Origin of the sequence: Pseudomonas sp. S36 (assembly GCF_016647875.1) — a bacterium.
GTDB lineage: Bacteria > Pseudomonadota > Gammaproteobacteria > Pseudomonadales > Pseudomonadaceae > Aquipseudomonas > Aquipseudomonas parafulva.
Window position 1 is genome coordinate 62240 of record NZ_JACVVG010000016.1, and the last position, 24709, is coordinate 86948.

24 protein-coding genes and 1 pseudogene are annotated in these 24709 nt (G+C 57.0%); 13 read left to right on the top strand and 12 right to left on the bottom strand.

What is annotated here, in order from left to right; all coding sequences use genetic code 11:
- Nucleotides 1–792, bottom strand: coding sequence for a 2-(1,2-epoxy-1,2-dihydrophenyl)acetyl-CoA isomerase PaaG (gene paaG, locus IAE36_RS11665; protein ID WP_201212505.1), 792 nt, complete (start codon nt 790–792; stop codon nt 1–3).
- A gap of 33 nt (nt 793–825) precedes the next feature.
- Nucleotides 826–1599, bottom strand: coding sequence for a 2,3-dehydroadipyl-CoA hydratase PaaF (gene paaF, locus IAE36_RS11670; RefSeq protein WP_201212507.1), 774 nt, complete (start codon nt 1597–1599; stop codon nt 826–828).
- Between the two features lie 305 nt (nt 1600–1904).
- Between paaF and paaY the strand changes: the two genes are divergently transcribed.
- The 4 genes from paaY to IAE36_RS11690 all read left to right on the top strand — a co-directional run bounded on the left by paaY (nt 1905) and on the right by IAE36_RS11690 (nt 5196).
- Entirely contained in the window at nt 1905–2504 is a 600-nt protein-coding gene (paaY, locus tag IAE36_RS11675) for a phenylacetic acid degradation protein PaaY (RefSeq protein WP_028633986.1), read from the top strand.
- A gap of 77 nt (nt 2505–2581) precedes the next feature.
- The gene (paaX, locus tag IAE36_RS11680; protein ID WP_201212509.1) at nt 2582–3505 is read left to right on the top strand and encodes a phenylacetic acid degradation operon negative regulatory protein PaaX; all 924 of its coding nucleotides are present in this window, start codon (nt 2582–2584) and stop codon (nt 3503–3505) included.
- Nucleotides 3506–3637: 132 nt separating this feature from the next.
- Entirely contained in the window at nt 3638–3982 is a 345-nt protein-coding gene (locus IAE36_RS11685; RefSeq protein WP_201212511.1) for a helix-turn-helix domain-containing protein, read from the top strand.
- Nucleotides 3982–5196, top strand: a complete 1215-nt coding sequence (locus IAE36_RS11690) for a type II toxin-antitoxin system HipA family toxin (protein WP_201212513.1) — start codon at nt 3982–3984, stop codon at nt 5194–5196. The genes IAE36_RS11685 and IAE36_RS11690 overlap by 1 nt, the downstream gene beginning before the upstream one ends.
- Before the next feature lie 37 nt (nt 5197–5233).
- Here the strand turns inward: IAE36_RS11690 and IAE36_RS11695 are convergent, their stop codons facing one another.
- Nucleotides 5234–6487 carry an arsenic transporter gene (locus tag IAE36_RS11695; protein ID WP_201212515.1) on the bottom strand — a complete coding sequence of 418 codons (1254 nt, stop codon included), beginning with the start codon at nt 6485–6487 and terminating at the stop codon, nt 5234–5236.
- Between the two features lie 7 nt (nt 6488–6494).
- On the bottom strand, nt 6495–7748 hold the full coding sequence (locus IAE36_RS11700; protein WP_028633981.1) for an MFS transporter: 1254 nt from the start codon (nt 7746–7748) through the stop codon (nt 6495–6497).
- Between the two features lie 323 nt (nt 7749–8071).
- On the opposite strand from IAE36_RS11700, the gene IAE36_RS11705 reads away from it, so the two are divergent.
- Nucleotides 8072–9289 carry an MFS transporter gene (locus IAE36_RS11705; protein WP_201212519.1) on the top strand — a complete coding sequence of 406 codons (1218 nt, stop codon included), beginning with the start codon at nt 8072–8074 and terminating at the stop codon, nt 9287–9289.
- A gap of 76 nt (nt 9290–9365) precedes the next feature.
- Here IAE36_RS11705 and IAE36_RS11710 read toward each other — a convergent pair whose 3' ends face one another.
- The gene (locus tag IAE36_RS11710; RefSeq protein ID WP_028633979.1) at nt 9366–9977 is read right to left on the bottom strand and encodes a class I SAM-dependent DNA methyltransferase; all 612 of its coding nucleotides are present in this window, start codon (nt 9975–9977) and stop codon (nt 9366–9368) included.
- A gap of 184 nt (nt 9978–10161) precedes the next feature.
- Here IAE36_RS11710 and IAE36_RS11715 point away from each other — a divergent pair, with 184 nt between their 5' ends.
- The 6 genes from IAE36_RS11715 (at nt 10162) to IAE36_RS11740 (ending at nt 13147) form a co-directional block, all read left to right on the top strand.
- Entirely contained in the window at nt 10162–10392 is a 231-nt protein-coding gene (locus tag IAE36_RS11715) for a hypothetical protein (RefSeq protein ID WP_201212521.1), read from the top strand.
- A gap of 133 nt (nt 10393–10525) precedes the next feature.
- The gene (locus IAE36_RS11720) at nt 10526–10822 is read left to right on the top strand and encodes a hypothetical protein (protein WP_201212523.1); all 297 of its coding nucleotides are present in this window, start codon (nt 10526–10528) and stop codon (nt 10820–10822) included.
- Nucleotides 10823–10828: 6 nt separating this feature from the next.
- Nucleotides 10829–11077, top strand: coding sequence for a hypothetical protein (locus IAE36_RS11725; protein WP_201212525.1), 249 nt, complete (start codon nt 10829–10831; stop codon nt 11075–11077).
- A 469-nt stretch (nt 11078–11546) separates the two neighbouring features.
- Complete coding sequence (locus IAE36_RS24055; RefSeq protein ID WP_442967450.1) at nt 11547–11774, top strand: phage/plasmid replication domain-containing protein; 228 nt, start codon at nt 11547–11549, stop codon at nt 11772–11774.
- 68 nt (nt 11775–11842) lie between these two features.
- Nucleotides 11843–12214, top strand: coding sequence for a hypothetical protein (locus IAE36_RS11735; protein ID WP_201212529.1), 372 nt, complete (start codon nt 11843–11845; stop codon nt 12212–12214).
- Between the two features lie 300 nt (nt 12215–12514).
- Complete coding sequence (locus tag IAE36_RS11740; RefSeq protein WP_236408839.1) at nt 12515–13147, top strand: hypothetical protein; 633 nt, start codon at nt 12515–12517, stop codon at nt 13145–13147.
- Nucleotides 13148–14131: 984 nt separating this feature from the next.
- Here the strand turns inward: IAE36_RS11740 and IAE36_RS24060 are convergent.
- The 4 genes and pseudogenes from IAE36_RS24060 to IAE36_RS11755 all read right to left on the bottom strand — a co-directional run bounded on the left by IAE36_RS24060 (nt 14132) and on the right by IAE36_RS11755 (nt 17134).
- Nucleotides 14132–14239 carry a hypothetical protein gene (locus IAE36_RS24060; protein WP_442967449.1) on the bottom strand — a complete coding sequence of 36 codons (108 nt, stop codon included), beginning with the start codon at nt 14237–14239 and terminating at the stop codon, nt 14132–14134.
- A 75-nt stretch (nt 14240–14314) separates the two neighbouring features.
- Nucleotides 14315–15476: pseudogene (locus IAE36_RS11745) on the bottom strand (IS3 family transposase).
- 284 nt (nt 15477–15760) lie between these two features.
- A complete protein-coding gene (locus tag IAE36_RS11750; protein ID WP_201212531.1) occupies nt 15761–16807 on the bottom strand; it encodes a reverse transcriptase family protein in 1047 nt (348 codons plus the stop codon).
- Nucleotides 16808–16879: 72 nt separating this feature from the next.
- Nucleotides 16880–17134 carry a hypothetical protein gene (locus IAE36_RS11755; RefSeq protein ID WP_201212533.1) on the bottom strand — a complete coding sequence of 85 codons (255 nt, stop codon included), beginning with the start codon at nt 17132–17134 and terminating at the stop codon, nt 16880–16882.
- A gap of 941 nt (nt 17135–18075) precedes the next feature.
- Between IAE36_RS11755 and IAE36_RS11760 the strand changes: the two genes are divergently transcribed.
- Nucleotides 18076–20088 (top strand): AAA family ATPase, encoded by a 2013-nt coding sequence (locus IAE36_RS11760; protein WP_201212535.1) that lies wholly within the window; start codon nt 18076–18078, stop codon nt 20086–20088.
- A gap of 46 nt (nt 20089–20134) precedes the next feature.
- Here the strand turns inward: IAE36_RS11760 and IAE36_RS11765 are convergent, their stop codons facing one another.
- Nucleotides 20135–21211 carry a hypothetical protein gene (locus IAE36_RS11765; RefSeq protein ID WP_201212537.1) on the bottom strand — a complete coding sequence of 359 codons (1077 nt, stop codon included), beginning with the start codon at nt 21209–21211 and terminating at the stop codon, nt 20135–20137.
- A gap of 334 nt (nt 21212–21545) precedes the next feature.
- Between IAE36_RS11765 and IAE36_RS11770 the strand changes: the two genes are divergently transcribed.
- Nucleotides 21546–22529 (top strand): IS5 family transposase, encoded by a 984-nt coding sequence (locus tag IAE36_RS11770; protein ID WP_201212539.1) that lies wholly within the window; start codon nt 21546–21548, stop codon nt 22527–22529.
- Nucleotides 22530–22738: 209 nt separating this feature from the next.
- Here IAE36_RS11770 and IAE36_RS11775 read toward each other — a convergent pair whose 3' ends face one another.
- Both IAE36_RS11775 and IAE36_RS11780 read right to left on the bottom strand, forming a co-directional pair.
- Nucleotides 22739–24169: a coniferyl aldehyde dehydrogenase gene (locus tag IAE36_RS11775; protein ID WP_201212540.1), complete on the bottom strand. Its 1431-nt coding sequence runs from the start codon at nt 24167–24169 to the stop codon at nt 22739–22741.
- 96 nt (nt 24170–24265) lie between these two features.
- Nucleotides 24266–24703, bottom strand: a complete 438-nt coding sequence (locus IAE36_RS11780) for a hypothetical protein (protein WP_201212542.1) — start codon at nt 24701–24703, stop codon at nt 24266–24268.
- Nucleotides 24704–24709: the final 6 nt, after the last annotated feature.

A 24709-nucleotide genomic window follows, 5' to 3' on the forward strand; every position in this document is an offset into this window, starting at 1 on the left:
TCAGCGCCCCTTGAACGCGGGGGTGCGTTTGTTCATGAACGCATCCACCCCTTCACGGTAGTCGTCGCTGCGGCCGGCCAGGCGCTGCAGGTCACGCTCCAGCTGCAGCTGGTCGTCGAACCCGTGGTCGAAACTGGCATTGAGCCCGCGCTTGATCAGGGCCAGACCGTAGGTGGGCTGGGTGGCCAGCTGGCGGGCGAGGGCCAGCGCTTCGTCACGCAGCGCGGCGTCGTCCACCACGCGGTGGATCAAGCCCCACTGCTCGGCCTGCTCTGCGCCAAGGCGTTCGCCCAGCATGGCCAGGGCCTTGGCCCGTGCCATGCCGACCAGCCGCGGCAGCAGCCAGGTGCCGCCCGAGTCTGGCACCAGGCCGATCTTGCAGAAGGCCTGGATGAAACTGGCTGAGCGGGCTGCCAGTACCAGGTCGCACGCCAGCGGGATATTGGCTCCAGCCCCGGCGGCGACACCGTTAACGGCGCACACGACCGGCATGGGCAGGTCGCGCAGGGTGCGCACCAACGGGTTGTAGAACCTGTCGATGGACTCACCCAGGTCAGGCATGTCGGCCCCTGGTGCCACGTTACGATCGGACAGGTCCTGGCCCGCGCAGAACGCGCGGCCTTCGCCAGTCAGCAGCAACACGCGGGCCTCGCTGCTGTGGCGCACCTGTTTGAGCGCTTCGCGCACTTCCAGGTGCATGGCCGTGTTGAAACTGTTGAGCTGCGCTGGGCGGTTGAAGGAGAGAAGGGCTACGCCGTCCTCGATGGCAAACACGATGTGCTGGAAAGGCATGACAGACTCGCTCCGTCGGTGGCGGGTAGTGTTTCAGCGGCCCTGGAAGTGCGGCTGGCGTTTTTCCTGGAAGGCGCGGATGCCTTCGTCCCGGTCGGCGGTGCCCGCCAGCACGGTGAAGGCCTGGCGTTCCAGGCGCAGGCCGCTGGCCAGGTCGGTGTCGCCGGCCTGCAGAAGGGCCTGCTTGGCCAGGCGCACGGCCAGGGGCGCCTTTGCGGCAATGGTGCGGGCGATGTGTAGGGCCCGCTCCACGGTGAATTCGGGCTGTGTGACCTCACTGACAAGCCCGGCTTGCAAGGCATGCCGGCTGCTGATGGGCTCGCCGGTGAGCACCATTTGCATGGCCAGGGGCTTGCCGACGGCGCGCAACAGGCGTTGGGTGCCGCCGGCACCGGGCATGATCCCCAGGTTGATTTCCGGTTGGCCGAAGCGGGCATCACTGCCTGCCACGATGATGTCCGCGCACATGGCCAGCTCACAGCCGCCACCCAGGGCGTAGCCGTTGACGGCAGCCACCAAGGCTTTGGGGAATGCCGCGATGGTGCGCCAGTAGGCTATGCGGGGGTCGTCGAGCATGCCCACCAGGTCACGTTCAGCCATTTCCGCGATGTCGGCGCCGGCAGCGAAGGCCTTGAGGTTCCCTGTGATGACCACGGCCGCCACCTGATCATCCTGCGCAGCGGCTTCGAGGGTGGCAGCAAGTTCCGCCAGTAGTGCGGTGCACAACGCGTTCAGGGCGTCTGGACGTTGCAGGGTGACCAACTGGACGCCGTTTGCAGGTGGCTGCACGTCAAGGTATCGCGGCATGTCGGGTTCCTCGGGCTGCACGCACGGCGCGTCAAGGCACCGGCTTTTATTGGAGTTGTTTGCAGGGGCGTCACACGCAGGTGGCGGCCTCGGTGACCAAGTATATGTCACATGCGATACCTATAATCAACTTCAAAATTGCTTTTCTGTATCCTTTATGCGCTTCAATTAATCGACAAAATATGCGGCTTCAAGACGTTGATTCGGGGCTTAACTCCGCGGTTACGCTGAAAATCTCGACGTTGACGCACTCTAAAACGTGATACAAGATCTATTCACGTATCGAATTTTTTAGGGAGATTACAATGCCTTGTTATCGGCTTGACGGTCTTACACCGGTCGTCCACCCCAGTGCGTATGTGCACCCCAGCGCGGTGCTGATCGGTGACGTGATAGTCGGGGCCGGTTGCTATGTCGGCCCCCTGGCCTCGCTGCGCGGTGACTTTGGCCGTATCGTGCTCGAGGAGGGCGCCAACCTGCAGGACACCTGCGTGATGCATGGTTTCCCGGGCGGCGATACGGTGATCGAACGCAACGGCCACGTCGGCCACGGCGCCGTGCTGCACGGCTGCCGGGTCGGCGAGGATGCGCTGATTGGCATGAATGCGGTGGTGATGGACGGTGCCAGTATCGGCCCACGCTGCATCGTGGCGGCCACTGCTTTCGTCAAGGCGGGCTTCCAGGGTGCTGCGCAAAGCCTGGTGATGGGTTCACCTGCGCAGGTCAAGCGTGCACTGACTGACGAGGAACTGGCCTGGAAGCAGCGTGGCACGGCGCAGTACCAGCAATTGACCCTGCGTTGCATGCAGGGGTTGGTAGAATGCACGCCGCTGGCCCAGGCTGAGGCACAACGCCCACGCATGGCCGATGATGGGCTGCGCCCCAAAGGCCAGCGGCCGGCATGAGCCTTGCCAGCCCCCGCAATGGCCACGCAGGCCGCAGCGCAGGTATAGTCACGGCTTTATCTGCGCACAGTCCATCCATGAGCACTCTTGCCCCCCTCAACACGCTGGTCACCCGCTTTCAGCAGCAGACGCCAATCCGCGCCAGCTCGTTGATCATCACGCTGTACGGCGATGCCATCGAGCCCCATGGCGGCACGGTATGGCTGGGCAGTCTGATCAACCTGCTGGAACCCATCGGGATCAATGAGCGGCTGATCCGCACCTCCATCTTCCGGCTTACCAAAGAAGGCTGGCTGACCGCCGAGAAGGTTGGCCGGCGTAGCTATTACAGCCTTACCGGCACCGGTCGGCGGCGCTTCGAAAAAGCGTTCAAACGGGTATACAGCCCCAGCCAGCCAGCCTGGGACGGCGCCTGGACCCTGGTGTTGCTGTCCCAGCTCGACGCCGCCAAGCGCAAAGCGGTCAGGGAGGAGCTTGAGTGGCAGGGCTACGGGTTGATGGCGCCGAACCTGCTCGGGTGCCCGCGTGCGGACCGTACTGACCTTGCGGGCACGTTGCGTGAGCTGGAGGCCGTGGATGACAGCATTGTCTTCGAAACCCACACCCAGGAAGTATTGGCCTCCAAGGCCATGCGTGCCCAGGTGCGCGAGAGCTGGCGTATCGAAGAGCTTGGCCAGCAATACAGTGAGTTCATCCAGCTGTTCAGGCCGTTGTGGCAAAGCCTGAAGGAACAGCCCGAGCTGAATCCCCAGGACTGCTTCCTGGCGCGCACGCTGCTGATTCACGAGTACCGTCGTTTGCTGCTGCGCGACCCGCAATTGCCGGATGAGCTGCTGCCAGGCGACTGGGAAGGCAGGGCAGCCCGACAGCTGTGCCGCAACCTTTACCGGCTGGTATTCGCCAAGGCTGAGCAGTGGTTGAACACTGCACTGGAAACGGCAGACGGGCCGTTGCCGGATGTGAGTGAAAGTTTCTACAGCCGTTTTGGAGGCCTTGAGTAGCTTTTAAAGCTCACCCAGCTAGGTTTTATGCGGCATAAAGCTAACCCTGGTTAACCTTATTAATTCATTGCTTTCCTTTAAAGTACGCCAGCGTTAGCCTTGTGCACCATAAGGTCGACGAGGGTGACAGTTATGCTGGATTTCTTTCCGGTTGCCTGCGCGGATACGCTTGGGAAAATCGGGCTGCTGGTCAAGGCCCGCCGCCTGGCGCTTGGCCTGCGGCAGGCTGATATCAAAGCGGCGATTGGCGTGTCGGCGCATACGCTGCGCAAGATCGAGAGCGGTTCCGAACAGGTCGACCTGCGGTCATTCATGCTCGTGCTCTGGCGCCTGGGCATCAGCGATGTCGTCTTCACATCGCTTGAGGGCCTGGAGCAGGCCTCTCAGGTCACCCGCTTCACCGAGAGCGCCGAAGGTGCGCAGAGCCTGGCCAGTAGACGGGTACGCCTGGCCAAGCCCAAGGCGGAGGATTTCTGATGCAGCGCGCCTACATCTACATGCAGCACCCGGATACCGGGCGCGTGGTCACGCTTGGCCGCCTGACCCTCAAGGGCAAAGCCGGCGAGTTCATCTATGCGCCAGATTACGTCGCCCAGGGCCACTGGGTGCCAGACCCGATCAACTACCCGCTGCGGGCCGAGCCCTACACCGGCATTACGCGCAACCGGGGTATACCTGGTTTCATCAATGATGCAATGCCTGACGGCTGGGGCGAACGGCTGCTGCACCGGGTGTATGGCCAGGAGCTGAGCACGCTGGATTTTCTGCTCAAGTCCCCCAACAACGACCGGGTAGGCAACCTGATGGCCGGCAGCGCCAATACCCCGGCCGAAGGCATCGGCGAGGGGACTGTGCCTGGCCTCAAAGGCCTGGCACGGTTCATCGCTGCGTGCGAAGCGGTGTATGACGGCCAGCTGAACGCGGAAGCCATCGCGGCGCTGAGCGTACGGCAACAGCGTTCCGCCTTGGGGGGCGCGCGGCCTAAACGCACCTTGCAGGATAAAGGCATGCTGATTCTGGCCAAACCACGGGACCGCTTCGATCATTACGACCTGCCCACTATCGAACATGCCTGCATGACATTCGCCGCGCAGAGGGGGCTGCATGTCGCCCGCACTGCACTGCACGCCGAGCATCCCTCCACCTTGCTGGTGGAGCGCTTCGACCGCACGCCCATTGACCAGGGCGCCAGGCGTATCCCCATGCTCAGCGCGCTGACCTTGCTGGACTCGGAATGGAACGGCCCGCACCACAAGGACTGGCGTTATGCAGGCGTGGCCGATGAGATGCGCAGGCGCGGGGTGCCAGCAGCCGATCTGCAGGAGCTGTTCAAGCGCATGTGCTACAACGCGCTGGTGGGCAACTCGGACGACCACCCACGCAACCATGCGGTGATCTGGCTGGGCGGGCAATGGCGCCTGTCCCCGCTGTATGACGTACTGCCCATGCTTGACGAAGGCCCGGCGAAAACCCTGGCCATGGCTGTTGGCCGTGAAGGCAGCCAGATAAGCCGGGCGAACCTGCTGAGCCACCACACGCACTTCGCATTGGGCCGGGAAGAGGCGGAGCAGGTGCTGGAGGAAGTCGCCAGCTGGGGAGGGGCACTCAAGGACCACTACGCCCAGTTTCTGTCAGGCGAAGACCTGGACAAGGCGTGTGACGCAGTCAGCGCGGTGCGAATGCTCAGCTAGGCCCGCCCTTTAGGCAGGCCACGTTTGCCGCGAGGCGTCAGAGGGTCAGGCACAGCAATGCTGCAGCCAATGCGGGCGGCATCACCAGCACACCCAGGCGCAGGAAGCGCCAGGCGCTCACCGATTCACCCTCCCGGCGAATCGCCACCAGCCAGAGCAAGGTGGCGAGCGAGCCGGTGATCGACAGGTTGGGCCCCAGGTCCACACCGATCAGCAGGGCCGCAGTGGTCTGCTGGGGCAGTTGCACGATATCGCCCATGGAGCCTGCTATCAGGCCCGTCGGCAGGTTGTTCATAAGGTTGCTGGCCAGCGCCACACCCACCCCGGCAACCCAGCTTGCCTTGGCTTGCGAGCCTTGCTCCATGTGCAACAACGCATGCGCCAGGTATTCGATAACGCCTGTTTGCGCGACGGCTTCTACCAGCACGAACAGGCCGGCCACCAGTGGCAGCACGCCCCACGCAACGTGCCGCAGTACCGGCATGGGGCTGCGCCGCTGGCGGAGGTGGATGAGTGCAGTGGTGGCAACACCTGCGCCAAAGGTGGGCAGGCCCAGCGGCAGATCCAGGGCTGAAGCCACCAGCAGCAAGCTGGCAGTCAGCACGATCCCGACTGCACACAACCGTGCGCCCGCCGACAGCGGCTGGGTGGCCACCGTCAGCGCCAGTGGCTGTCGGATCTGTCGGCGTTGGGTGACTCGCAGCACCAGGTAGGTGACGACGATGGCCGCCAGCGAGGGCAGGGTAAACTGCCGGAGCCAGTCGAGCAGCGGCGGCATCTGGCTGCCGAACACCACCAGGTTGGCCGGGTTGGAAATGGGCAGTACGAAACTGGCGGCGTTGGCGATGAAGGCGCAGATGAACAGGTACGGCAGAGGCTCGGCCTTGGCCGCCTTGCACGCTGCGTACACTGCCGGGGTCAGCACTACCGCCGTGGCATCATTGGACAGAAACACGGTGACCACCGTACCCACCAGGAACACCAGGTCGAACAGCCGCTGGCCCGACCCACGGGCGTGACCGACGGCATAGCGGGCCAGCCAGTCGAACAAGCCCTCCTGACGTGCCAGCTCGGCCAGCACCATCATGCCGATCAGAAACAGGTACACATCGCCACCCTTGGCCACGGCGGCCAGGGCGCTGCGCGGGCTGATCAGCCCGAATACGGTGAGCAATATCGCGCCACCCAACGCCCAGACATACTCGGGAACGCGAAAGGGGCGCAGGATGACACCGGCAGTGGCCAAAGCGGCCACCGCCCAGATGATCATTGAATGTTCGCTTGCAAGCATGGGTGGTTCAGTTTCCGGCAGGTGAGGGCATGGAGGGGGAAGGGGTGTCACTGCTGCGGCGCGGACTGGTTTCCGGCAGCGCGAGCAGTACCAGCAGGAACGCGACCGCAGCGATCCCCGCCAGTGTCAGGAACGCGGCATTGTAACCTGAGGACTGCACCACCAGCCCGGCAAGCCCAGGGCTCAGCGCTGCACCCAGCCCGAACACGGCCGTCAGCGCGCCAAGGCTGACATTGAAGCGGCCGGTACCTTCGGTGAGGTCCTTGACGATGATGGGGAACAGCGCGCCGAAAATACCAGCGCCAATGCCGTCCAGCAGTTGCACACCCACCAGCCAGAACGGGTTGTCGGAGAACGTATACAGGGCGCCGCGCAACGGCAAAATCAGAAAACCCGCCAGCAGAAACGGCTTGCGCCCCCACTGCTCGGCTCGGGCGCCTACCAGCAGTGCCATCGGCACCATCACCAGTTGTGCGGCAACGATACACGCCGACGTCAGCGGTGTAGCCAGGCGCAAGTCCACTTGCGACAGCTTCTGGCTCACCAGCGGCAGCATGGCCGCGTTGGCCAGGTGGAACAGCGCGCAGCACACCGCGAACAGCAGCAGCGTACGGTTGTGCAACAGCAGCGCAAAGCCTGCAGGGCTTTCCTGGCCGTTATCGGCATGTGTCAGGCCACGTGCCACTTGGTGATCGATGGCAGCAGCCGGCACACGGCTGACCGCAAAGATGCTGGCAACGGTCAACACACCCATCAGGTAGAACACCACCACAGGGCCATACAGGTAGGCCAGGCCACCGGCCAACAACGCCGAAAATGCATTGCCCGCGTGGTTGTAGGTTTCGTTACGACCGACGCGCCGGGTAAATGCCTTCGGCCCCGTGATACCGAGCGAGATGGCGGCGATCGCAGGCGCAAACACCGAACCCGCCAAGGCACTGATGGTTTGTGTCACCGCTACCCAGGTAAAGGAGGAAGTAAACGGCAACACCAGGCAACTGCCGGTTACCAGTAGTGCCGCGATGACCACCACCGCCCGCTTCGCCGGCGTGCGGTCGATCAATGCGCCAGCGGGCGTCTGGGCGAGCAGTGCGGTGACACCCGCCAGGGTCATCACCAGGCCGATGCTTGCCGGTTGCCACTGATGCACCGCAAGCAGGTAGATGGCGAGATACGGCCCCAGGCCATCGCGCACATCGGCAAGGAAGAAGTTCAACCAGTCAAGCGAACGGTGAGGGGTGTTGGGCCTTTGGTTTTCCAAGGACGTGATCTCGAGTGGGCCACGGGGATGGGGCTGGTTAGGGGCCAGCGCTGGGGTATCTGTGGCAAAAGACTGCGGCATTGAGTAATAGGTTCCGGCTTGGAAACAGCCCGGAGAGCGCCTGCGCGCAACCGTGATCAAGGGTGCTCTGTGCGTGATGATAGGCGAGGGCAGGGCAAAGTAGATCAACAAAAAAATGAAAGTTTTTTGGACAGCTTGCTGCGGAGTCACTCTATTTCTGGAAGGTTGTACGGCATCTATCATGCTTTATGCGATCCTGTACGTAATTGGCCCTACCTTTACCTTTGCAGTACGCCTCGACGATGAATGAGCTGAAACATTTCGCCTCACCGAAGGCTTTGCCTGCAGCTGATGTGTCAGTGCGTCGCCGCTCCCTATTGGCCGGGTGCGGTGCCCATGCGGTGCATGATGGCCTGACCGACGTGATCTACGTGCTGCTTCCGATCTGGCAATCGCAGTTCGCAATGAGCTACGCCCAGATCGGCCTGCTGCGCGGCGCTTATTCCGGGATGATGGCCGGCTTCCAGTTACTGGCCAGCCGAGGCGCCAAACGTTGGGGGCGCGAGCGCCTGCTGGTGGGTGGTACTGCCCTGGCCGGGCTGGCCTACCTGCTGGCGGGGCAGGCCGGGGGGCTAGGGGTGCTGCTCCTGGCGCTGTTGCTGGGCGGCCTGGGGGCGAGTACCCAGCACCCGCTGGCATCATCGCTCATCACCGACACCCATGAGGCCGGTGGCGGGGTCAAGCAGGCGCTGTCCCAGTACAACTTCGCCGGGGACATCGGCAAGACCCTGATTCCCGGCTTGGTGGGGCTACTGCTGACGGTAATCACCTGGCGCGCCAGCGTGTCCCTGATCGGCCTCCTGGGGCTGGCCGCCGCGTTGGCGCTGTGGTGGCTGATGCCATCTCGCGCGTCCACCCTGGCCATGCAGCAAAAGGCGCCCAGGCCTGTGCAGGGGCAGGGCTCGGTGGGCGGCCTGCGAGCACTGATTCTCACGGGTACCCTGGACAGTGCGGTCCGTATGGGTTTCCTGACCTTCCTGCCGTTCCTGCTCAAGGCAAAGGGCGCCGGCACCGCGGGTATCGGCCTGGCACTGACCCTGCTTTTCGTTGGCGGCGCTTTCGGCAAGTTGCTGTGCGGTTACCTGGGGGCCCGCATCGGCATGATGAAGACCGTGTGGATTACCGAGTTCACCACGGTCAGCCTGGTCGTACTGGCCGTGTTCCTGCCCTATGGGGGGTTGATGGTGACGCTGCCGCTGCTAGGGCTGGCGCTGAACGGTACATCCTCCGTGCTTTACGGTGCGGTGCCGGACCTGGCGGGGGCAGGCAAACGCGAGCAGGCCTTCTCGCTATTCTATACCGGCACCATCGGCGGCGGGGCGCTGGCCCCGGTGTTGTTCGGTGGCCTTGGCGACCTAACCGGGGTCCCTTTGGCGGTGATGGCGCTAGCCGCGACTCTGCTACTGACGCTACCGCTGTCTTGGTATGTGCAGCGCGGCTTGGACGCCCACGCAGTGTGAGAGAGGTCTCCAACAGCCAACTATATAACTAAACTAAATCAATATTTAGCATAGTTATTACCGAATCGTCTATTAGTCAGGGTAGGCGGCGCGCAAGCCATACAGTATGACCGCCACATTCTGCGTCTTCGACGACATGCTCCCGTATCTCGAACCCGTGATTTTTAAGCAACGTGGCATATTCCTGCGGATCCAGGCTCGCGTGATACAGCGTTTCGCTTTCAAATACGCCCAATGCCTCGCCATGTGAGGGCCCACTTGTAAACATGAGCAACGCACCCGGCGCTGCATGGCGGCTGAAAACCGAAAACATCTGGCGCTGATCATCGGGCGTCAGATGGAAAAAGCTATTCCAAGCTAAAATCGCATCGAACTGGCGGTTCAGCGCAAGCGTGCGCATGTCTGCATGAATCCATTCCTGCGCCGGCAACTGCGCGCTACACAGCGCCAGCATGTGCGCAGACGTATCGACACCCACGACAGATGCGCCGATTTCTACCAGGTAACGCGCTACAGGTTGGCCAGAGCCACAGCCCAGATCAAGGACATTGGCGGCTGACGGCAGCAACGAACCAAAGCGTTCAATCCATTTGCGGTCGATGAAGTGGTTGGCACGTAGGGTGTTCCAGGTAGACGCGTGACGATCGTAAAGATCGATGATCTGGTCTGCGGATGGGTGGTGGACCATGAGTAAATGGCATCCTTGGCTTGAGTGGCGAGAAAGGACGTATTTGAGGTACTCCAGAGACGGAAATGTACCTTAGGTATCCCTCAGAGGGAAATCCTAATGTGCGCATAATGAGAGGGCCTTATGTTGAGCGGCGCCTGGAAAATGCCCACGGCTCCAGGCGTCGCGTAACATAGGGTCCATTATGCGAATCCCGCTTACGCTCTCAGAGCGCGCCGTACGCGATGCCAAGGCCTACATGGCCAACCCTGACCCGGAACACGCGGTCGAATCTCTCATTGACTCTTACGGCAGCCTTGTCGGTGACCTGCGCAAGCTGCGTGCCCGGGTTCGCCAGTTGGACGATGAGTCCGCCGAACTGGACGTTCTTATCAGCAAGCTGCGAGAGGTCGCCCGGCTGATAGATGATCTGTGAAAGGTACCAGAATGCTCAACCAGGTTTGCTCGATGCAGCTGGTTTTGGTACCAAACCATGGCTTTCATCGAGACAGAATGGTACCATTATGGCAACCCGGGGCTGTTCCCAGGAACAAGGATAGGTACCAAAAATGAGTCAGAAGACCATCACCCTAGATAGTAAGTCCATCGCCGCCCTGGAGCGTTGCGACAAGTATTACAGCCAGATCGCCACCCTGACGGATCAGTACGCCGAGCTTTCAGCACGCTACAACGCGGGTGACTACGGCCTGCACGACGACCTCAATTTTCAGGCGAACGACGAAGGTCTAGCGGTGGCCAGGATGCACTACGAGGCTGCGCTAGAGATGCTGCATATCGCGATTTGCAACCAGCGAAACTTGGTACCAGAATCGCACCAGGATGAACGACCAGGAACAGGGGAGTAGTACCAAATGCTAGTCAAGATTCAAGACATGGATGCGTCAACCGTCGACGTTCTCAAGGGCATTACCGGCAAGAAAACCGCATCAGGCGCAGTGGAAACCGCCGCTCTTGCCTACATCGCCCAGCGCGAGACGATCGCACATCTGCGCGCCAATGAAGCCAAGTTGACGGCCAGACTTGAGGCCGCCGAGAGGACCATTCAGGGTGCCCGCGCTGCCGCCTCGGAACTGCTGGAGCGCACCGGTCAACTGATCTGAAACGGTACCAATTGCTTCGCCGGCAAAGCGGTCCTGGACGGGAGTCTGGTACCGCTTTTTTGCTTCTGGCCAACAACCCCAGCGCGGTCTTGAATGGTCAAGGGCCGCGACCCCGGCTTATCGTGACAGCGCTTCACCGTCGCGATAAACGGAGTCCCGGAGCGCAGCGAACCCTTTACCACACCCCGTCCAATTACTCTCCGCCTGGGGTGTGGGGAGTGCTTTTCTCCCCGCACCCCTGGCCTCGCCGAGAGCTCCCGGAGGGCCGCCGGAGGCGCTTTTGACGTTGATCTTGGGTAGCCCTGACTCGGACTAGAGGGAGCCGCCGAAGGCGGCGATGGGGTGGGGGTGCTGTTACACCCCCACTTTGGTATGGACATCCAAACTTCTTGACGATAAACGCCAGTCGTGGAAGTATGGAAATCCATACCAATCAAGGGGAGGGTAGCCGTACATGCCTTTACGGCTTATGGATATCCACACAGCTTTAATCTCACAATCTATCGCCCCCAACGAGACAGCCGCCAACGCAACGCTTGTATACGTCGTGAAGTGGATGGAGGGCGTTTCTTTCGATCTGGAGAAAAGCGCGGTGAAGACGCATCGAGCGAGATTGCGCAAGCTGGGCATTGATATTGCGCGGCCTTACGATCCATCCTTCAACTTTTCTGTAAAATTCGGCAGCTCAGCCGATTAGAGAAGGCTAGGGGAGTTGCACCTCCCCCAGGCCTAAACCACCCCATGATCTATTAGGGAGATCATCAGATGGCTTCAACCAATGCTATCAACTCTGCTCAGCATAAGCTTCATGGCAGCTCAGTGCTGGGTTCGATTCTTGAGCTCAAACCTGAAAAAATATCATGTTCATTTACTCCCAGCGGGCTGATCGAGGCATCACGCTTACTCGGCTTAGCAGTTTTTGTTGATGAATATCAGCCTGCTTTTGGCTCACATCCTGCTGAAATCTTTAGCTACCGATGTGAGGTCACCGGTGTTCTTGTCGGCTCTCAGGCCTTAGGGCGCGCCTCTCAGTTGTCTTTGCGAGTAGATGGTGCCGACCGGGATGAGCTTGTCCCGATTTCGTATCTAACCGTCAGGGCAGTGGAGCCATCAAATTTGGTGGTTAATGAAGCATAGAAATGGGGCTTGACAGCTTTCCCGTGGCCGGTTGTTTTTTCTTATTCCATGGCTTGGTCGCGGCGCTGACAGCGCGTCTCGACTAGAGCGTGGCTTGGGCAGGAGTTGATTGAGATCGGGGACGGACACGCGCGCAGCGAGGGGCAGGCACCGATCCCAATCAACCGTCGTGCATCCCACATCGCAGGCTGCAGCAGCTTTTCAGCATCGTTGATCGCGACTGGCATATAACTAGACTAAATGAATATTTAGAATAGTTATTCCTTGGAAGAATATAGAGAGAGCAGGGTCACCTATCCCATGAACATCTCGGTAACGATTGACAGCTGTGCGTGGAATTTCTTCTTCGACAATAGACTTGACCTTTCCGTCGAGCTACCACCGGAAAAGTTCTCTTTGTTCATAACCCGTGAGGTCGAAATCGAGCTTCTTCAGATTCCCGATATTTCCAAGGATGGAGTTGATAAATTACCGTTGAAGCAATTCATTCGCTCAAGCATTGATCAGCACAAGGTCGAAACTACGTGCGTTTTTGGCTTCGCTGAGGCCAACGCACCTGATGAACCTGTCCGGTATGGCGGCTTCAACCAAGGTACTTTTGAGTCCGATATTGAACAAAACTGGCGCCAGCGAGAGGAAACACAGCGCTTCCTTCGTCAAGGTCAGGCCAAGCTAAGAAAGGACACAGCGCTACGGAAAAATGAGGCCGACGTTTCGCTAGCCGTGGCTTCCATGGCCTGCGTATTGATTACTGTCGATGAAAAGAAAGGCGCACCTGCGCGTAAGAAAGGGCCAATTTACGATGCGGCTATCAATGGTGGTTTCGTTGTGTTCGCCCAGGACGTAGAAAGCAGCGGCTTGGCTTTGGCTGATTACATCGAAAGAAAATTCGCGGTAGTCGAAGGTGCCTTGCAACGACGGATTGCTGTGTAAGCCTGACGCTCACAGGGGACCCCGCATCTCCATACGAAGAATGCGCATAATGCATATTATGTTAAATGTAGTATTATTAAGCAGGTTTCTGACAGTCTATCCCCGTTCACCTATCGCCGACCCTTGGTTCAAATATCGCCGAACCCGTTTCCGCTCAGAGGCTTAGCCCGGAAATCTCAAACCTGCCCCACACGACGCATCGTTACCAGGCACCTTCCAGGTTCATCTATTACCGGGCCGTGATACAGGTATCAGGTCAGATCTCACAGTCCTGAGCATGGACTACACTCAGTTCACCCGAAACAGCTTGTCATCGTCGTCGCACCTCCTCATTTTAGCGTTCGGAGGTTGCGATGGCTCGCCCGTTAGTCATATTCCCGATCTTCCCGCCATTCCGGCATTTCTATCCGGCACAAAACTGCCTTAACAATTTCGTGCGTGATCGACTCCTTAAGATTGATCGCCGGGCACAGCCTTTCCACTGTGGTCTGTCTTGATTCAAGAAGCTAGAGGACTGTTCGACTTCTACAATAGAAAGGCGTCATCGCCCATTCCCAATCCTTTTCCCCCTGGATTGGAAACAAAAAAGCGCAGCTTGGCGGTGCATATAGGACAGTCAGTGCTGGATCGTCGGCAGCTTGATTGGGTTTTTGAGTTTTTAGGCAAAAGCAGATTGCGAGCGATTCGTGCAAGCCAGATAGGTCTTGTTCTAGCATTTTCTCGCTACACGTCCTTTGCGCTCTCAAGAATAGTGGGTTCCGATGGCAGCCCAGGATCACTTTCTCAGTTCAAACGCAATCAGGATGTATGCCTATAGTACCGACAGCCTGAAACGGCATTTGCTGACATATCGAGCAGAGCTTACCCGCGCAGCCGAATGTCACGTTGAAGGAGAGATACGTGACGGCGCTTCCAAATTCCGCCAGCTCACGACAACCATGATTAGGCGCTCAGCGCGGGCCAACGACTCATAAGCGCCAGGTCTCACCTCGTCGGCGCCATAGTCGGATTTCCATTTTTCAGCAGCTTATGGTTGGCACTGGCGGTTTCAATGAATTCGCCAGTATGGGGGTTTTGGTAGCGTTTCGGCATTCGGGGAGACCGACGACCACCCTGCCCTTGCTTCCCAGTCGCCTTCGACAACCTTGGTGCCGATGCCTGTAGTGGTCAACTCATTCCGGACACAGTTTTGAGTTTTTCTTCCGCTTTTGCCGGAGCCAGCCCATCGTTGAACTGGTGGGGCCGTATCCAGTTGTAATGGCTCATCAGGTACTGGCTGATGTCTCGTTGAGCTTGCTGCCCAGTCAGGTACCCCGTGGTCGGTATCCACTCTGATTTCAAGCTACGAAATACTCGCTCCATCGGCGCGTTATCCCAGCAGTTGCCTCGGCGGCTCATGCTCTGGCGCATGCGGTAGCGCCACAGTCTCTGGCGGAACTGACGGCTGCCATATTGCGACCCCTGGTCGGAGTGGAACAGCAGCCCTTGAGGTTTGCCGCGTTGTTCGTAGCCACATCCAGCGCTTTGACCACGAGGTCTGCGTTCGGCTTGTCTGATAGGGCCCAGCCCACTACTCGGCGTGCGTAGAGATCCAAAACAACTGCCAGATAGTGCCATTTGCCCTGCGCCCAAACGTAAGTGATGTCGCCACACCAGACCTGATTTGGCGCTTCGACATCAAACGCACGGTTCAAAATATTCGGAATATCTGGCCGCTCTACCGTCGCCTTTTTGTAGGCGTGTGTTCCCGGCTGCTTGCTGACCAGCGCCAGTTCACGCATCAGGCTGCGCACCTTGAACCACCCGATTTGCTCACCTTCTTCTTGCATCATTGCCTTGATGCTACGGCTGCCGGGCGCACTTCGTCCTCGCGTGAACAGCTCATTCACTCGACTGCGCAATCGCAGTCGCTCAACGTCCGGAGTTCGTCTTCTATGACGATGTGCGTAGTAACTTGAGCGAGTGACTTCAAACACCTCGCACAACAAATCAACGGGCTCATGGGCGCTGAGTTGACGGATCAGCGAGTAAGCTCGAGATCTTCCGACATCAAGAGCGCGGTAGCCTTTTTTAGTATCGATTTCTCGCGTTCGAGGCGAGTTATCCGAGCTTCGAGCTCTTGGATTTTTTGCTGCTCTGGGGTCAACGCTTTGCTTGAGGGCGTGATGCCGCCACCCTCCTGTTGAAGCTGGTTAACCCAACGGCGCTGGGCCGACTCCACCAAGCCAAGCGAGCGGGCTGCTTCGGCATGACTGTAGCCTTGGTCGAGCACCAGGCAGGCAGCTTCGCGCTTGAACTCGGGGGTAAAGGTACGACGTTGCTTGGTCATCAGACACCTCTCTGTGGCGAGCATTCTCGCCTAAATGGGTGTCCGGTTTCATTAGACCACTACAGTATGGGACTGAAGCCCCTACGGGAAAGCATGTCGCCGCCACCTGTGAGCACATCGGCCACATGCTTTTCACCCGAGAACGGATCAAATCGCACAACCTTTTGCCAAGCCCTTGAGAAGAGTCCCTTCCACTCTCAATGCCAGGGCATCTCGGTCTCACACCACTGCTCACAACCTGCGAGCGAACGATGTGACCAGTGCCAGATCATGAATTTTCCACATTAGGCAATCACCATCGCAGCTGCGCTTTCCACCCGGCGTGCTGTGAAATGCTTTATCAAAGGCTCTCGCCGGATGACTAGGCGTACGCGCGCTTTGAGCCGCTGCCCATCCGGATGACCGCATGCGATAAGACGACCGATGCGCCCCATCAGGCGTTGGATTGCCTTTTGCTCCTCGGCTGGAGGCCTCTCTGGCCATTCACGAGCGCGTTCCTCCAACTGCTTTACAGCAGCACGGATGGCCATCCTTTCCTTCTTGGGGAGTCCAGGACAAGAACGATCTACGACCAAACCGGTCACAGTCACAGCATCGACTTTTTCGCCGGTGATCAGTCCCTGACCGCGCTTGCGCACGTGAAGTTTACTGCGCTTGGGACGACAACCTTTTTGACCCAGCATCCATGTGACGGAGCCGATGATCTGCGTGACGGTATCGCGTGCAATTTCCATCTTGCTAGACACCGTGATGTCATCGGCAAACCTGGAATACCGGAGCCCCTTAGCCTTCAAGCGTTCAATCAAGGCGGGCTCGATATCCCAGAAAACAAGGTTTGCAAGGTAACTGCTCGTGCTTGCCCCTTGCGGCACCTGCCCTTCTCGGGTGACCAGGTTGGCCAGCAAGTGAGCAACATCATGTGAGAAGCCGAATAGCTTCGAAAATAGCTGGTACACATGTACGGTGGTGATGGAGGGAAAAAAATCGGCAATGTCTTGCAGAATGACAACCTTCGACCCCACATGCACGCGTGCATTCGCATAAATGCTTCGCGGGCTTCCAGTATCTTTGATACCGCCTTGCAGGTAGGTTGGGTACGACACCTTACTAAGAATTCGATCAACGATTTTGCGTTGAATGCTCTTCAACGGCTCATGAGCATCATAGGTATGGCGCGGTGTTAAGCCATCTTTCTTTTTCTGGGGGACATATCGGTAAAGGCGAGAGCTCCGCTTGGCAAGCGCGATCAGACGCTCAGCAGGCTCGTCCAGTGCACGGGCTAGTGCATTGACACTATGGACGGGGCTGTGTGGGTAATAAAGCACTTCCATGGCAAAGCGTCCGAGTAGAGACCGTCCCGATTGAGCCGGCCCCTATGAATTCGAATGATGTGGTTTGTTGTGTCATTGAATGGTCTCAACGTATGGCATCACCACTGTGTTGAAATAATCCACACCGTCACAGGCCTTTTCCCACAACCAGTAGTAGTAGGGAATGCGCTTGACCAGTTTGACCGCTGCTTGCGCTTTGGCCTTGATCACAGCTAACCGCCCTGGCTTCACTGGTTCAGGTGAGGCCGCTTGGATGACACGTGCATCTTCATTGCTGTGCATCGAGTGACGAGCCTTGCGGCGCGCCAGTTTCTTCAAATTACTCATGACTTAAGTTCCTAACGACAGGCTGGATTGCCCCGCCGTCAAGCATCCCGGGCCGAAAGGAACGCTGAAGATGCCACTACAAACCACAGTTCTGCTTATCAAGTCCTTGATAAGCCGTCCGCCGCTTTACCGCCGCTTTCGCTCCACCGGAACGCAACGCATTGGGGCACCGTTAAGCTCACCGCTGGATGAACCATAGGTTTACCGCCAGGCGCTACGCACCAGGGATTGAGGGCAGCGGCAACAACCTGCGCCGCGAAGAGAGCCAAGGAGAACACCAAGGCCGACCAGTTTCCCGGTCAACAACTGCAAGCCCGAATTTAAGTCATATTTAAAGAGCACCTGGATGGTCACATCCAGCACGGCAATGTTTACCAAAACAAGCACATCAACTGCAAGAGGTAATTGTGACGAAATATATCAGCATTTAATATGCCAATATTTTGGCTGGCAAAAAGTCAAAAAACAGTTACTCGAAAACCTTTATCTTATAAGACCCTACCCCGAGTCCCTCCCGACGACTTGCACATGCGATGTACGCGTAACCAACGACTTGCCAAAATTCACGAATCGAGGAAACAAGAGCTGATGTTCGAGCTCTGGGAAAAGCGAAAAGATTGACGCTTGCGTTTGGTTTCGGCGCATTCATGAAGGCTGACAGGACGAGCAAATAAGACATAAACACTGAAAGTCACTCATACGAGTTAATTTCAAAAACAAATACATCCAAATGGATACTTCAAGGCTATTTCTTTGGCTCCATTGGCGTCAATTTTTCGGCAAAAAATAAATTAAGCAATCGACCTTGGAATTTGTAATTCGCGCCCTGAGATAGCAAACGGGTAGCTATCAACGTACAACCAGATTTAAGTGTGCCTCTGGCACACGGGAATCGAGCCAGCCTTCATTGCTACTGGCTTCATCAACAAGGAAAAACGGACATGCTGTTGACACATGCTGAAGTTGGGCCGTTTCGCTCAATCAACGAGCCACAAACTACCGAGATTGACCGGGAAGTTACGGTGTTGGTAGGAATGAACGAAGCTGGAAAAACTGTATTTCTAAAAGCTTTACACAAAGCTAAGGATGCTTTGGGAAAAGAAAAATTCGACCTCACTGATGATTACCCCCGCAAGGATTTGTTGACTTACAAACGCCGCCATGAAGAGACGCCAGGCAAAGCAGTCACATTGAGCTACGTCATCAATGAAGAAGAAGCAGCGAAGCTGAATGCAGCGATCGGCTGTAGCGTGCAACCAGGTCTGAGTTTCACCGTTTCCCGAAACTATAAAAATACCAATTTGATTGGACTGACTATTCCGGAAAAACCTGTGCTGATGTCTCTTGCCGCTACAGAGGGGCTGAGCGACGGGGCCGCAGCAGCTCTCACTAAAGCTGCGGGACTGAGAGAAGCACTAGTAAGCCTGAAGGGCATCAGCCTGACCAATGATATTGATACTGCGCTTGTTCAGAAACTTGAAGCTCGCGTAAACGCGGCTCCTGAAGATTGGGCAACTGTCTGCAATCATGAAGCGTGGAAAATCCTCTCACCGTCAATCCCAGGCTTCCTATACTTCAGTGACTATGATCTTTTGCCCGGCAAGCTCAATCTCAAAGATCTTGCGAATCGCTTAGCCGCAGCTCAAAAAGATCCTGAAAATGCTCACAAACAGATTGAGCCCAAGCATCAAGCAGTAATTGCTCTGTTACGAATGGCAGGGGTCGAACTTTCTGATTTCTCCAACGGCACACCGTACGAAGAACTCAAGGCCCAAATTGAGTCGGTATCCATTAATCTGACAGATCAGATCCTGGAGTTCTGGAAGCAAAACGTAGATCTTGAAGTCGAAATCGATATTCGCCCCGACCCCTCAGACGCGGCACCATTCAATGACGGCCCTAATCTTTACTTGCGAATCAAAAATAAACGCCACAGGGGCGTAACTACGCCGTTCGACCAGCGCAGCCGTGGGTTTATTTGGTTCTTCAGCTTTTTGGTCTGGTTCGACAGCGTGCAACAGCAGTTGAATGTGACCGGGGAAAAAACCAGTACTAATCTCGTTCTCCTGCTGGACGAACCTGCACTTGCACTGCACGCCTTAGCGCAGTCCGACTTCTTGCGCTACATTGATGACTTGGCGAAGTCCCACCAAGTCATTTATACAACACATTCTCCTTTCATGGTCAACTCAGATCGACTCCACCAAGTGAGGGTTGTTGAGGACAGGCCACGGCAAGGTACAGTGATCTCATCCAACCTGTCAGGCTCTGATGCCAAAACTATTTTTCCACTGCAAGCAGCCCTGGGCTGGAACATTGCTCAGAACCTCTTCATTGCAGAACGGAATCTGCTAGTTGAAGGAATCTCTGAACTGACCATACTCCAAGCGATGTCCAGAGTCATAGAGGAAAACGGTGGTGAAGGCCTGGATCCTCAGATCACTATTGTTCCCGTAGGAGGGTTGAGCAACGTCGCCACATTCGTTTCTCTGCTGGGAGGTAACGGATTGTCCTTCGCTGTCTTGCATGACTACAGCGGCAAAAGCGATCAAAAACTCGACGCAATGGTGCAGCAGAAATTACTGAACCAGAAGCAAATCTTTAACTTCGCCCAGTTTAGGAGCCTTGAAGTCGCCGACTCGGACAGCTGCGCGACAGACCTGGAAGACTTGCTAAACCCTGAAACATACATTGAGCACTTCAATAAAGTTTATGCCAAAAAACTAAATGGAAAAAACCTAAGCATTAATGAGCTACCCCCATCAGAACGCATAGTTAATCGCATCGAAAAATATCTGGCAGCCAATCAAATAAAAGTCAGACCTAGCAACGGCTACAACCATTTTGCAGTGGCTGCCGCATACATCGCAGAACCGTCAACTGGTAGCATTAACGACGATGTGATACGACGTTTCTCAAAGCTCTTTGAGACGATCAACCAAGCACTTAACTAAACAGCCATAATTATGCGACAGCACTGACCCTGTCGCATAACCCCAATCATGCCGAAGGTCTGACCTTCTGAAAGAAATCGCTAACAAACTTACCGAACGCTACCTTTGACTCACTTTCTAGCCTAGCCTTTTCAAGCTCGACAGTGGTCTGATCCTTACTGAGGATGTGATTACGTTCAGTACCAGCAAGTTTAGTTGTAACGACCCCTATCAGAGCGCTATCGCCCGCTTCTCTAGCCACATTAAGTGCTATCTGTTTGGCCTCCACATTCGTAAGCTCATTCTGAAAATATTTGATTTCAGCAAGGCCCGACTTGTAAAGGCGCAAGAAGAAGTATGCAAACACCTCAATTAATATTATTAAAGACAGTCTTGGCAAGTAGTGAAAAAGCAGACCAAATAAGTCTTTGCTCTCAGACACTTCGTATACTAGCGTTACACCCAGCAGTAGAATGCCCGCAACCGAAGTGCCGGCGCCTAGTGCCAAATTAATATTTCCTCGCCTATTTAGATTTTCTATCTCCTCCAGCAATCGACGCCGACACTCTTCAAAATTCTGAAGAATTAGGCTAGACCTAACACGCCTATCCACTTTCGAAGCAATTATATCATGAGCTTTTTGTGCGACTTCGCCTGCAGAGTCTTCAATAAACCTTCGCTTAAACTCCCGAGTAGCCTCGTCACTCTCCATTGCGACCTGAGCATTGATCGAGGACTTAAGGGCTCCGACTTCCGCCCGAAGCTCGGAAAGCTCTTGGAGAGTAAGATTCGGAGCAGAGTCTGGATTCTCGCTAGCAGCCCTTTTCACTAAACTTTTAAACGTCATCGGCCTTAATTTTACTAGCTCAGCCTCAAGCTCAATTTCTTTAGCAAGAGTAAATCCTGTTTGCAGATAGGTATTCACGACGAAACCTGCTGACACTCCGATCAAGATGATAGATATCAGACCGAAGGGTATATTCAGGCTATACTTATATATTGCCTCGTCAAAAACTGAGAGAGCGATAAATAACAGCACGCCCACAAACCCCGGAACGATCATCTTTACAATTCGTGCTCGCCGTTTTATCTCAACGGCGTGTTGTGCCCTTGCCAACAAAATATCTGGCTCTGCTGAACTCAATTTATTCTCACCCTAAGTCCATGGTTGACAGCTTGACGCGCCTAGCGGGCAAGCGACGCGGAATGATAGCCCAGTGAAATCACCTCCAACAAACGCGCAATGTTGAGTACTGCCACCAAAAGCAGAAGTGAGCGTCAACCCCAGAGGACAGCTTCCATATGACGTTGCCTCTCGCCCCAGATGCCATAGAGCTGAACCGCCCCATCCCTCAAGCGCAATCTCTGACAGCGTTACCCCGGCAAACCTAGGGATTCTCCGATCAAGTCAGCACAGGCCTCCTGACCTGTGCTGAAATAGCCCTCCGTCCAACTGTCCTCTACAAGCCCGTCATCCCATGAGTCAGATGAGCTTTTCCGATTTCGAGTACGCCGGTAAGCGCAAGCAAACCCGCCGCGAGCGTTTCCTGGCCGAGATGGACCAGGTGGTTCCGTGGAGCGGTTTGGTGGCGTTAATTGAGCCGCACTACCCAAAGGCCGGCGGTGGTCCCAAGCCCTATCCCCTGGAAACCATGCTGCGCATTCACCTGCTGCAGAACTGGTTCTCGTTGAGCGACCCAGCCATGGAAGAGGCGCTGTACGAGACCACTTCGATGCGCCAGTTTGCTCGGCTGACGCTCAGCGCTCCGATCCCCGAAGACACGACCATCATGAATTTCCGGCACCTGCTGGAGAAGCACCAACTGGCGGCGGGCATTCTGGAAACCATCAACCATTACCTGCGAGACAAGGGCCTGTCGTTGCGCCAGGGCACCATTGTCGATGCCACCATCATTCACGCGCCCAGTTCGACCAAGAAAAGGGACGGCAAGCGCGATCCCGAGATGCATCAGACGAAGAAAGGCAACCAGTACTTCTTTGGCATGAAGGCGCATATCGGTGCCGATGCTGAATCGGGCCTGGTGCACCACGTCCACGGCACAGCGGCGAATGTGGGTGATGTAACGGAGGTCGCTCACCTGCTGCATGGCGACGAAAATGTTATCTGTGCCGATGCGGGTTATACCGGCGTAGAGAAGCGACCGGAGCATGAAGGGCGGCCGGTGATCTGGCAGGTCGCAGCCCGCCTCAGTACCTACAAGCAGTTGAGCAAACGCAGCGTGCTCTACAAAGCCAGACGCAAGATCGAGAAGGTCAAAGCGCAGACGCGAGCGAAAGTCGAACATCCATTTCGTGTGATTAAGCGTCAGTTCGGCTATGTGAAAACACGCCTCCGTGGCTTGGCCAAGAACACGGCGCAACTGACCACGCTGTTTGCCCTGTCGAATCTGTGGATGGTGCGCCGGCAATTATTGCCTGCTGCGGGAGAGGTGCACCCGTGAGGGCAGAAAACCAAGGCTTTGCCTTGGTTATCCAACAATCAGCGGCTGAAAATCGGGCTTTTCGGCATCCCTCAACCGCCCACTTCAGGCTGATGAGCAACTTGTTCGGAGTTTCCCTAAGTATCTAAGCTTCGAGCACCCTCCGCCGAATAGGGTCATCCGAAATAATTGCTTTAATTGCAGGTGCAGCGCCCTCCTCCATCAAACCCTCATCCGCTTTTCATCCTGATCAACAGGTTAACCACTCGATCGGCCAATTTCCCGTAAGGTGGCAACAACATGTCGATACCGCGTATCGGGCCTTGGTACAGCACTGGGCGTAGCTTGGAGAACGCCAGGAAGCCTTCGTAGTCGTGATAATGGCCCATTCCGCTGTTCCCAATACCGCCGAACGGAAGGCTGTGCACACCCACATGCAGCAGGCTGTCGTTAATCGTTACGCCGCCGGACAAGGTGTTGTAGATGTACCAGTCGGCCAGATCGCGATCGCGGGTATAAGCGTAAAAGGCTAGCGGCCGCGGATGGCTATTGATGTAGGCCACCACTTCCTCGCGGGTTTTGTAGGTTTTGATCGGCAGTATTGGCCCGAAGATTTCGCGCTGCATCACGTCCATGGATTCGCTCGGGTTGAGCACGATATGCGGCGCCATGATGCGCCGAGTGGCATCCGGTTTCTGGTTTTCCAACAAGGGCACGATGCGCGCGCCTTTGTCCTGGGCGTCGGTCAGTGAGGCCTGCAGGCGGTCATAGGCGCGCTGGTCGATGATCGCCGTGTAATCCCCGTTGTTGATATCAGGGTAATGCCGGGCCACGTAAGCCTTGGCCGCGGTGATAAAGGCCTGAACCTGGCCTTCTGGAACGAACAGATAATCGACGCTGGTGCACACCTGCCCGGCGTTGAACATCTTGGCCCAGAGAATACGCTGTGCGGCGGTTTCAATGGCGAAGTCCGGCGCAACGACCGCTGGCGACTTGCCGCCCAGCTCTAGCGTTACCCGGGTCAGGTTGCGTGCAGCATTGGCCATGACCGCGCTGCCAGTGGCCGACGAGCCGGTAAAGAAGATGTGGTCGAACGGCAGCGCAGTGAATGCGGGACCACAGCCACCGCCGTCCGCGAAGAACGCTAACTTGCCGTGTGGGAAATAGCGTGGGGTCAGCTGGCGCAGCAACTGGGCCAGGTGGTTGGAGTTTTCTGACATCTTAACCATGGCCGAATTGCCGGCCGCGAAGATGCACGTCAATGGGTGCATGGCCATGGCGATCGGGAAGTTCCACGGCACTACTATGCCAACCACACCGATCGGTTGCGGAATAAGGCGTGCCCTGGCCAATGGCAACTGCAGCGGGTCGGTGTGACGCTTTTGCGGCTTCATCCACTTCTTCAGTTGTTTGATCGCCGATCGCAGACCGTCAAGGGTCACGGCGATCTCGGCGAACAGCGTTTCAAAGCGCGACCGGCAGCCGTAGTCACGGTTGACTGCTTCGACCAGTTGCTCACGGTTGTCGGCAACCAGGCGCACCAGTGATTTGAGGTCGGCGACGCGCTGTGCGTGGTCGGGGAAGCGGTTGGCCTCGAAATGAGCACGCTGGCCCTCCAGGCACTGGACGAACTCGGCGGGGATATCGATTTGAACGTTCATGAGGGCTTCTTGTGACCGTGACCGGTTCGGATCCGCAGATTAGCGCGTGCGGGATGCCGCTGAACAGCGCGGCACAGTGCCGGGCTACATCGCCAGCTACACGGACCCTCCATTACGCAAACGATCCCACTGCTGCACCAGGAATACACCCGCACTGCCAAGCCAAGCGAGCCAAGTGAGCGTCACTTGCCAGTGCATGAATATGGCTTGCGGCTGCCCCATGAAAAACAAGGTCGCTACCAGCGACAGCAGCAAGGCGATGATGGCCAGCGGCACCCGCGCCAGCCCCGTCAGCCAGCCAGGCACTCCCCACCGACCCAATGCAGTGAGCCCGCCCAGCAGCAGTGATATCACCGACAACAGCATTGGAATAATAAAAAGCGCCACTGCCGGCTCGACCTCACCGCCATCTTCGCCAGGCATGTAGTAGCTTGCGTACCAGATCTCTTCGCACAGCTGCAGCGCGATAAAAATCACGACGACTGGGGCAAACGGAAAGATCAGCATGCTGATGACGGGGGTGCGGGTGTTCATGTGCTC

What these genes read in the sequence shown, in the direction of transcription:
- paaG (WP_201212505.1), bottom strand. Translation starts at nt 792, where the DNA reads ATGCCTTTCCAGCACATCGTGTTTGCCATCGAGGACGGCGTAGCCCTT.
- paaF (WP_201212507.1), bottom strand. Translation starts at nt 1,599, where the DNA reads ATGCCGCGATACCTTGACGTGCAGCCACCTGCAAACGGCGTCCAGTTG.
- paaY (WP_028633986.1), top strand. Translation starts at nt 1,905, where the DNA reads ATGCCTTGTTATCGGCTTGACGGTCTTACACCGGTCGTCCACCCCAGT.
- paaX (WP_201212509.1), top strand. Translation starts at nt 2,582, where the DNA reads ATGAGCACTCTTGCCCCCCTCAACACGCTGGTCACCCGCTTTCAGCAG.
- IAE36_RS11685 (WP_201212511.1), top strand. Translation starts at nt 3,638, where the DNA reads ATGCTGGATTTCTTTCCGGTTGCCTGCGCGGATACGCTTGGGAAAATC.
- IAE36_RS11690 (WP_201212513.1), top strand. Translation starts at nt 3,982, where the DNA reads ATGCAGCGCGCCTACATCTACATGCAGCACCCGGATACCGGGCGCGTG.
- IAE36_RS11695 (WP_201212515.1), bottom strand. Translation starts at nt 6,487, where the DNA reads ATGCTTGCAAGCGAACATTCAATGATCATCTGGGCGGTGGCCGCTTTG.
- IAE36_RS11705 (WP_201212519.1), top strand. Translation starts at nt 8,072, where the DNA reads ATGAATGAGCTGAAACATTTCGCCTCACCGAAGGCTTTGCCTGCAGCT.
- IAE36_RS11710 (WP_028633979.1), bottom strand. Translation starts at nt 9,977, where the DNA reads ATGGTCCACCACCCATCCGCAGACCAGATCATCGATCTTTACGATCGT.
- IAE36_RS11715 (WP_201212521.1), top strand. Translation starts at nt 10,162, where the DNA reads ATGCGAATCCCGCTTACGCTCTCAGAGCGCGCCGTACGCGATGCCAAG.
- IAE36_RS11720 (WP_201212523.1), top strand. Translation starts at nt 10,526, where the DNA reads ATGAGTCAGAAGACCATCACCCTAGATAGTAAGTCCATCGCCGCCCTG.
- IAE36_RS11725 (WP_201212525.1), top strand. Translation starts at nt 10,829, where the DNA reads ATGCTAGTCAAGATTCAAGACATGGATGCGTCAACCGTCGACGTTCTC.
- IAE36_RS24055 (WP_442967450.1), top strand. Translation starts at nt 11,547, where the DNA reads ATGGATATCCACACAGCTTTAATCTCACAATCTATCGCCCCCAACGAG.
- IAE36_RS11735 (WP_201212529.1), top strand. Translation starts at nt 11,843, where the DNA reads ATGGCTTCAACCAATGCTATCAACTCTGCTCAGCATAAGCTTCATGGC.
- IAE36_RS11740 (WP_236408839.1), top strand. Translation starts at nt 12,515, where the DNA reads ATGAACATCTCGGTAACGATTGACAGCTGTGCGTGGAATTTCTTCTTC.
- IAE36_RS24060 (WP_442967449.1), bottom strand. Translation starts at nt 14,239, where the DNA reads ATGCCGAAACGCTACCAAAACCCCCATACTGGCGAATTCATTGAAACC.
- IAE36_RS11750 (WP_201212531.1), bottom strand. Translation starts at nt 16,807, where the DNA reads ATGGAAGTGCTTTATTACCCACACAGCCCCGTCCATAGTGTCAATGCA.
- IAE36_RS11755 (WP_201212533.1), bottom strand. Translation starts at nt 17,134, where the DNA reads ATGAGTAATTTGAAGAAACTGGCGCGCCGCAAGGCTCGTCACTCGATG.
- IAE36_RS11760 (WP_201212535.1), top strand. Translation starts at nt 18,076, where the DNA reads ATGCTGTTGACACATGCTGAAGTTGGGCCGTTTCGCTCAATCAACGAG.
- IAE36_RS11770 (WP_201212539.1), top strand. Translation starts at nt 21,546, where the DNA reads ATGAGTCAGATGAGCTTTTCCGATTTCGAGTACGCCGGTAAGCGCAAG.
- IAE36_RS11775 (WP_201212540.1), bottom strand. Translation starts at nt 24,169, where the DNA reads ATGAACGTTCAAATCGATATCCCCGCCGAGTTCGTCCAGTGCCTGGAG.
- IAE36_RS11780 (WP_201212542.1), bottom strand. Translation starts at nt 24,703, where the DNA reads ATGAACACCCGCACCCCCGTCATCAGCATGCTGATCTTTCCGTTTGCC.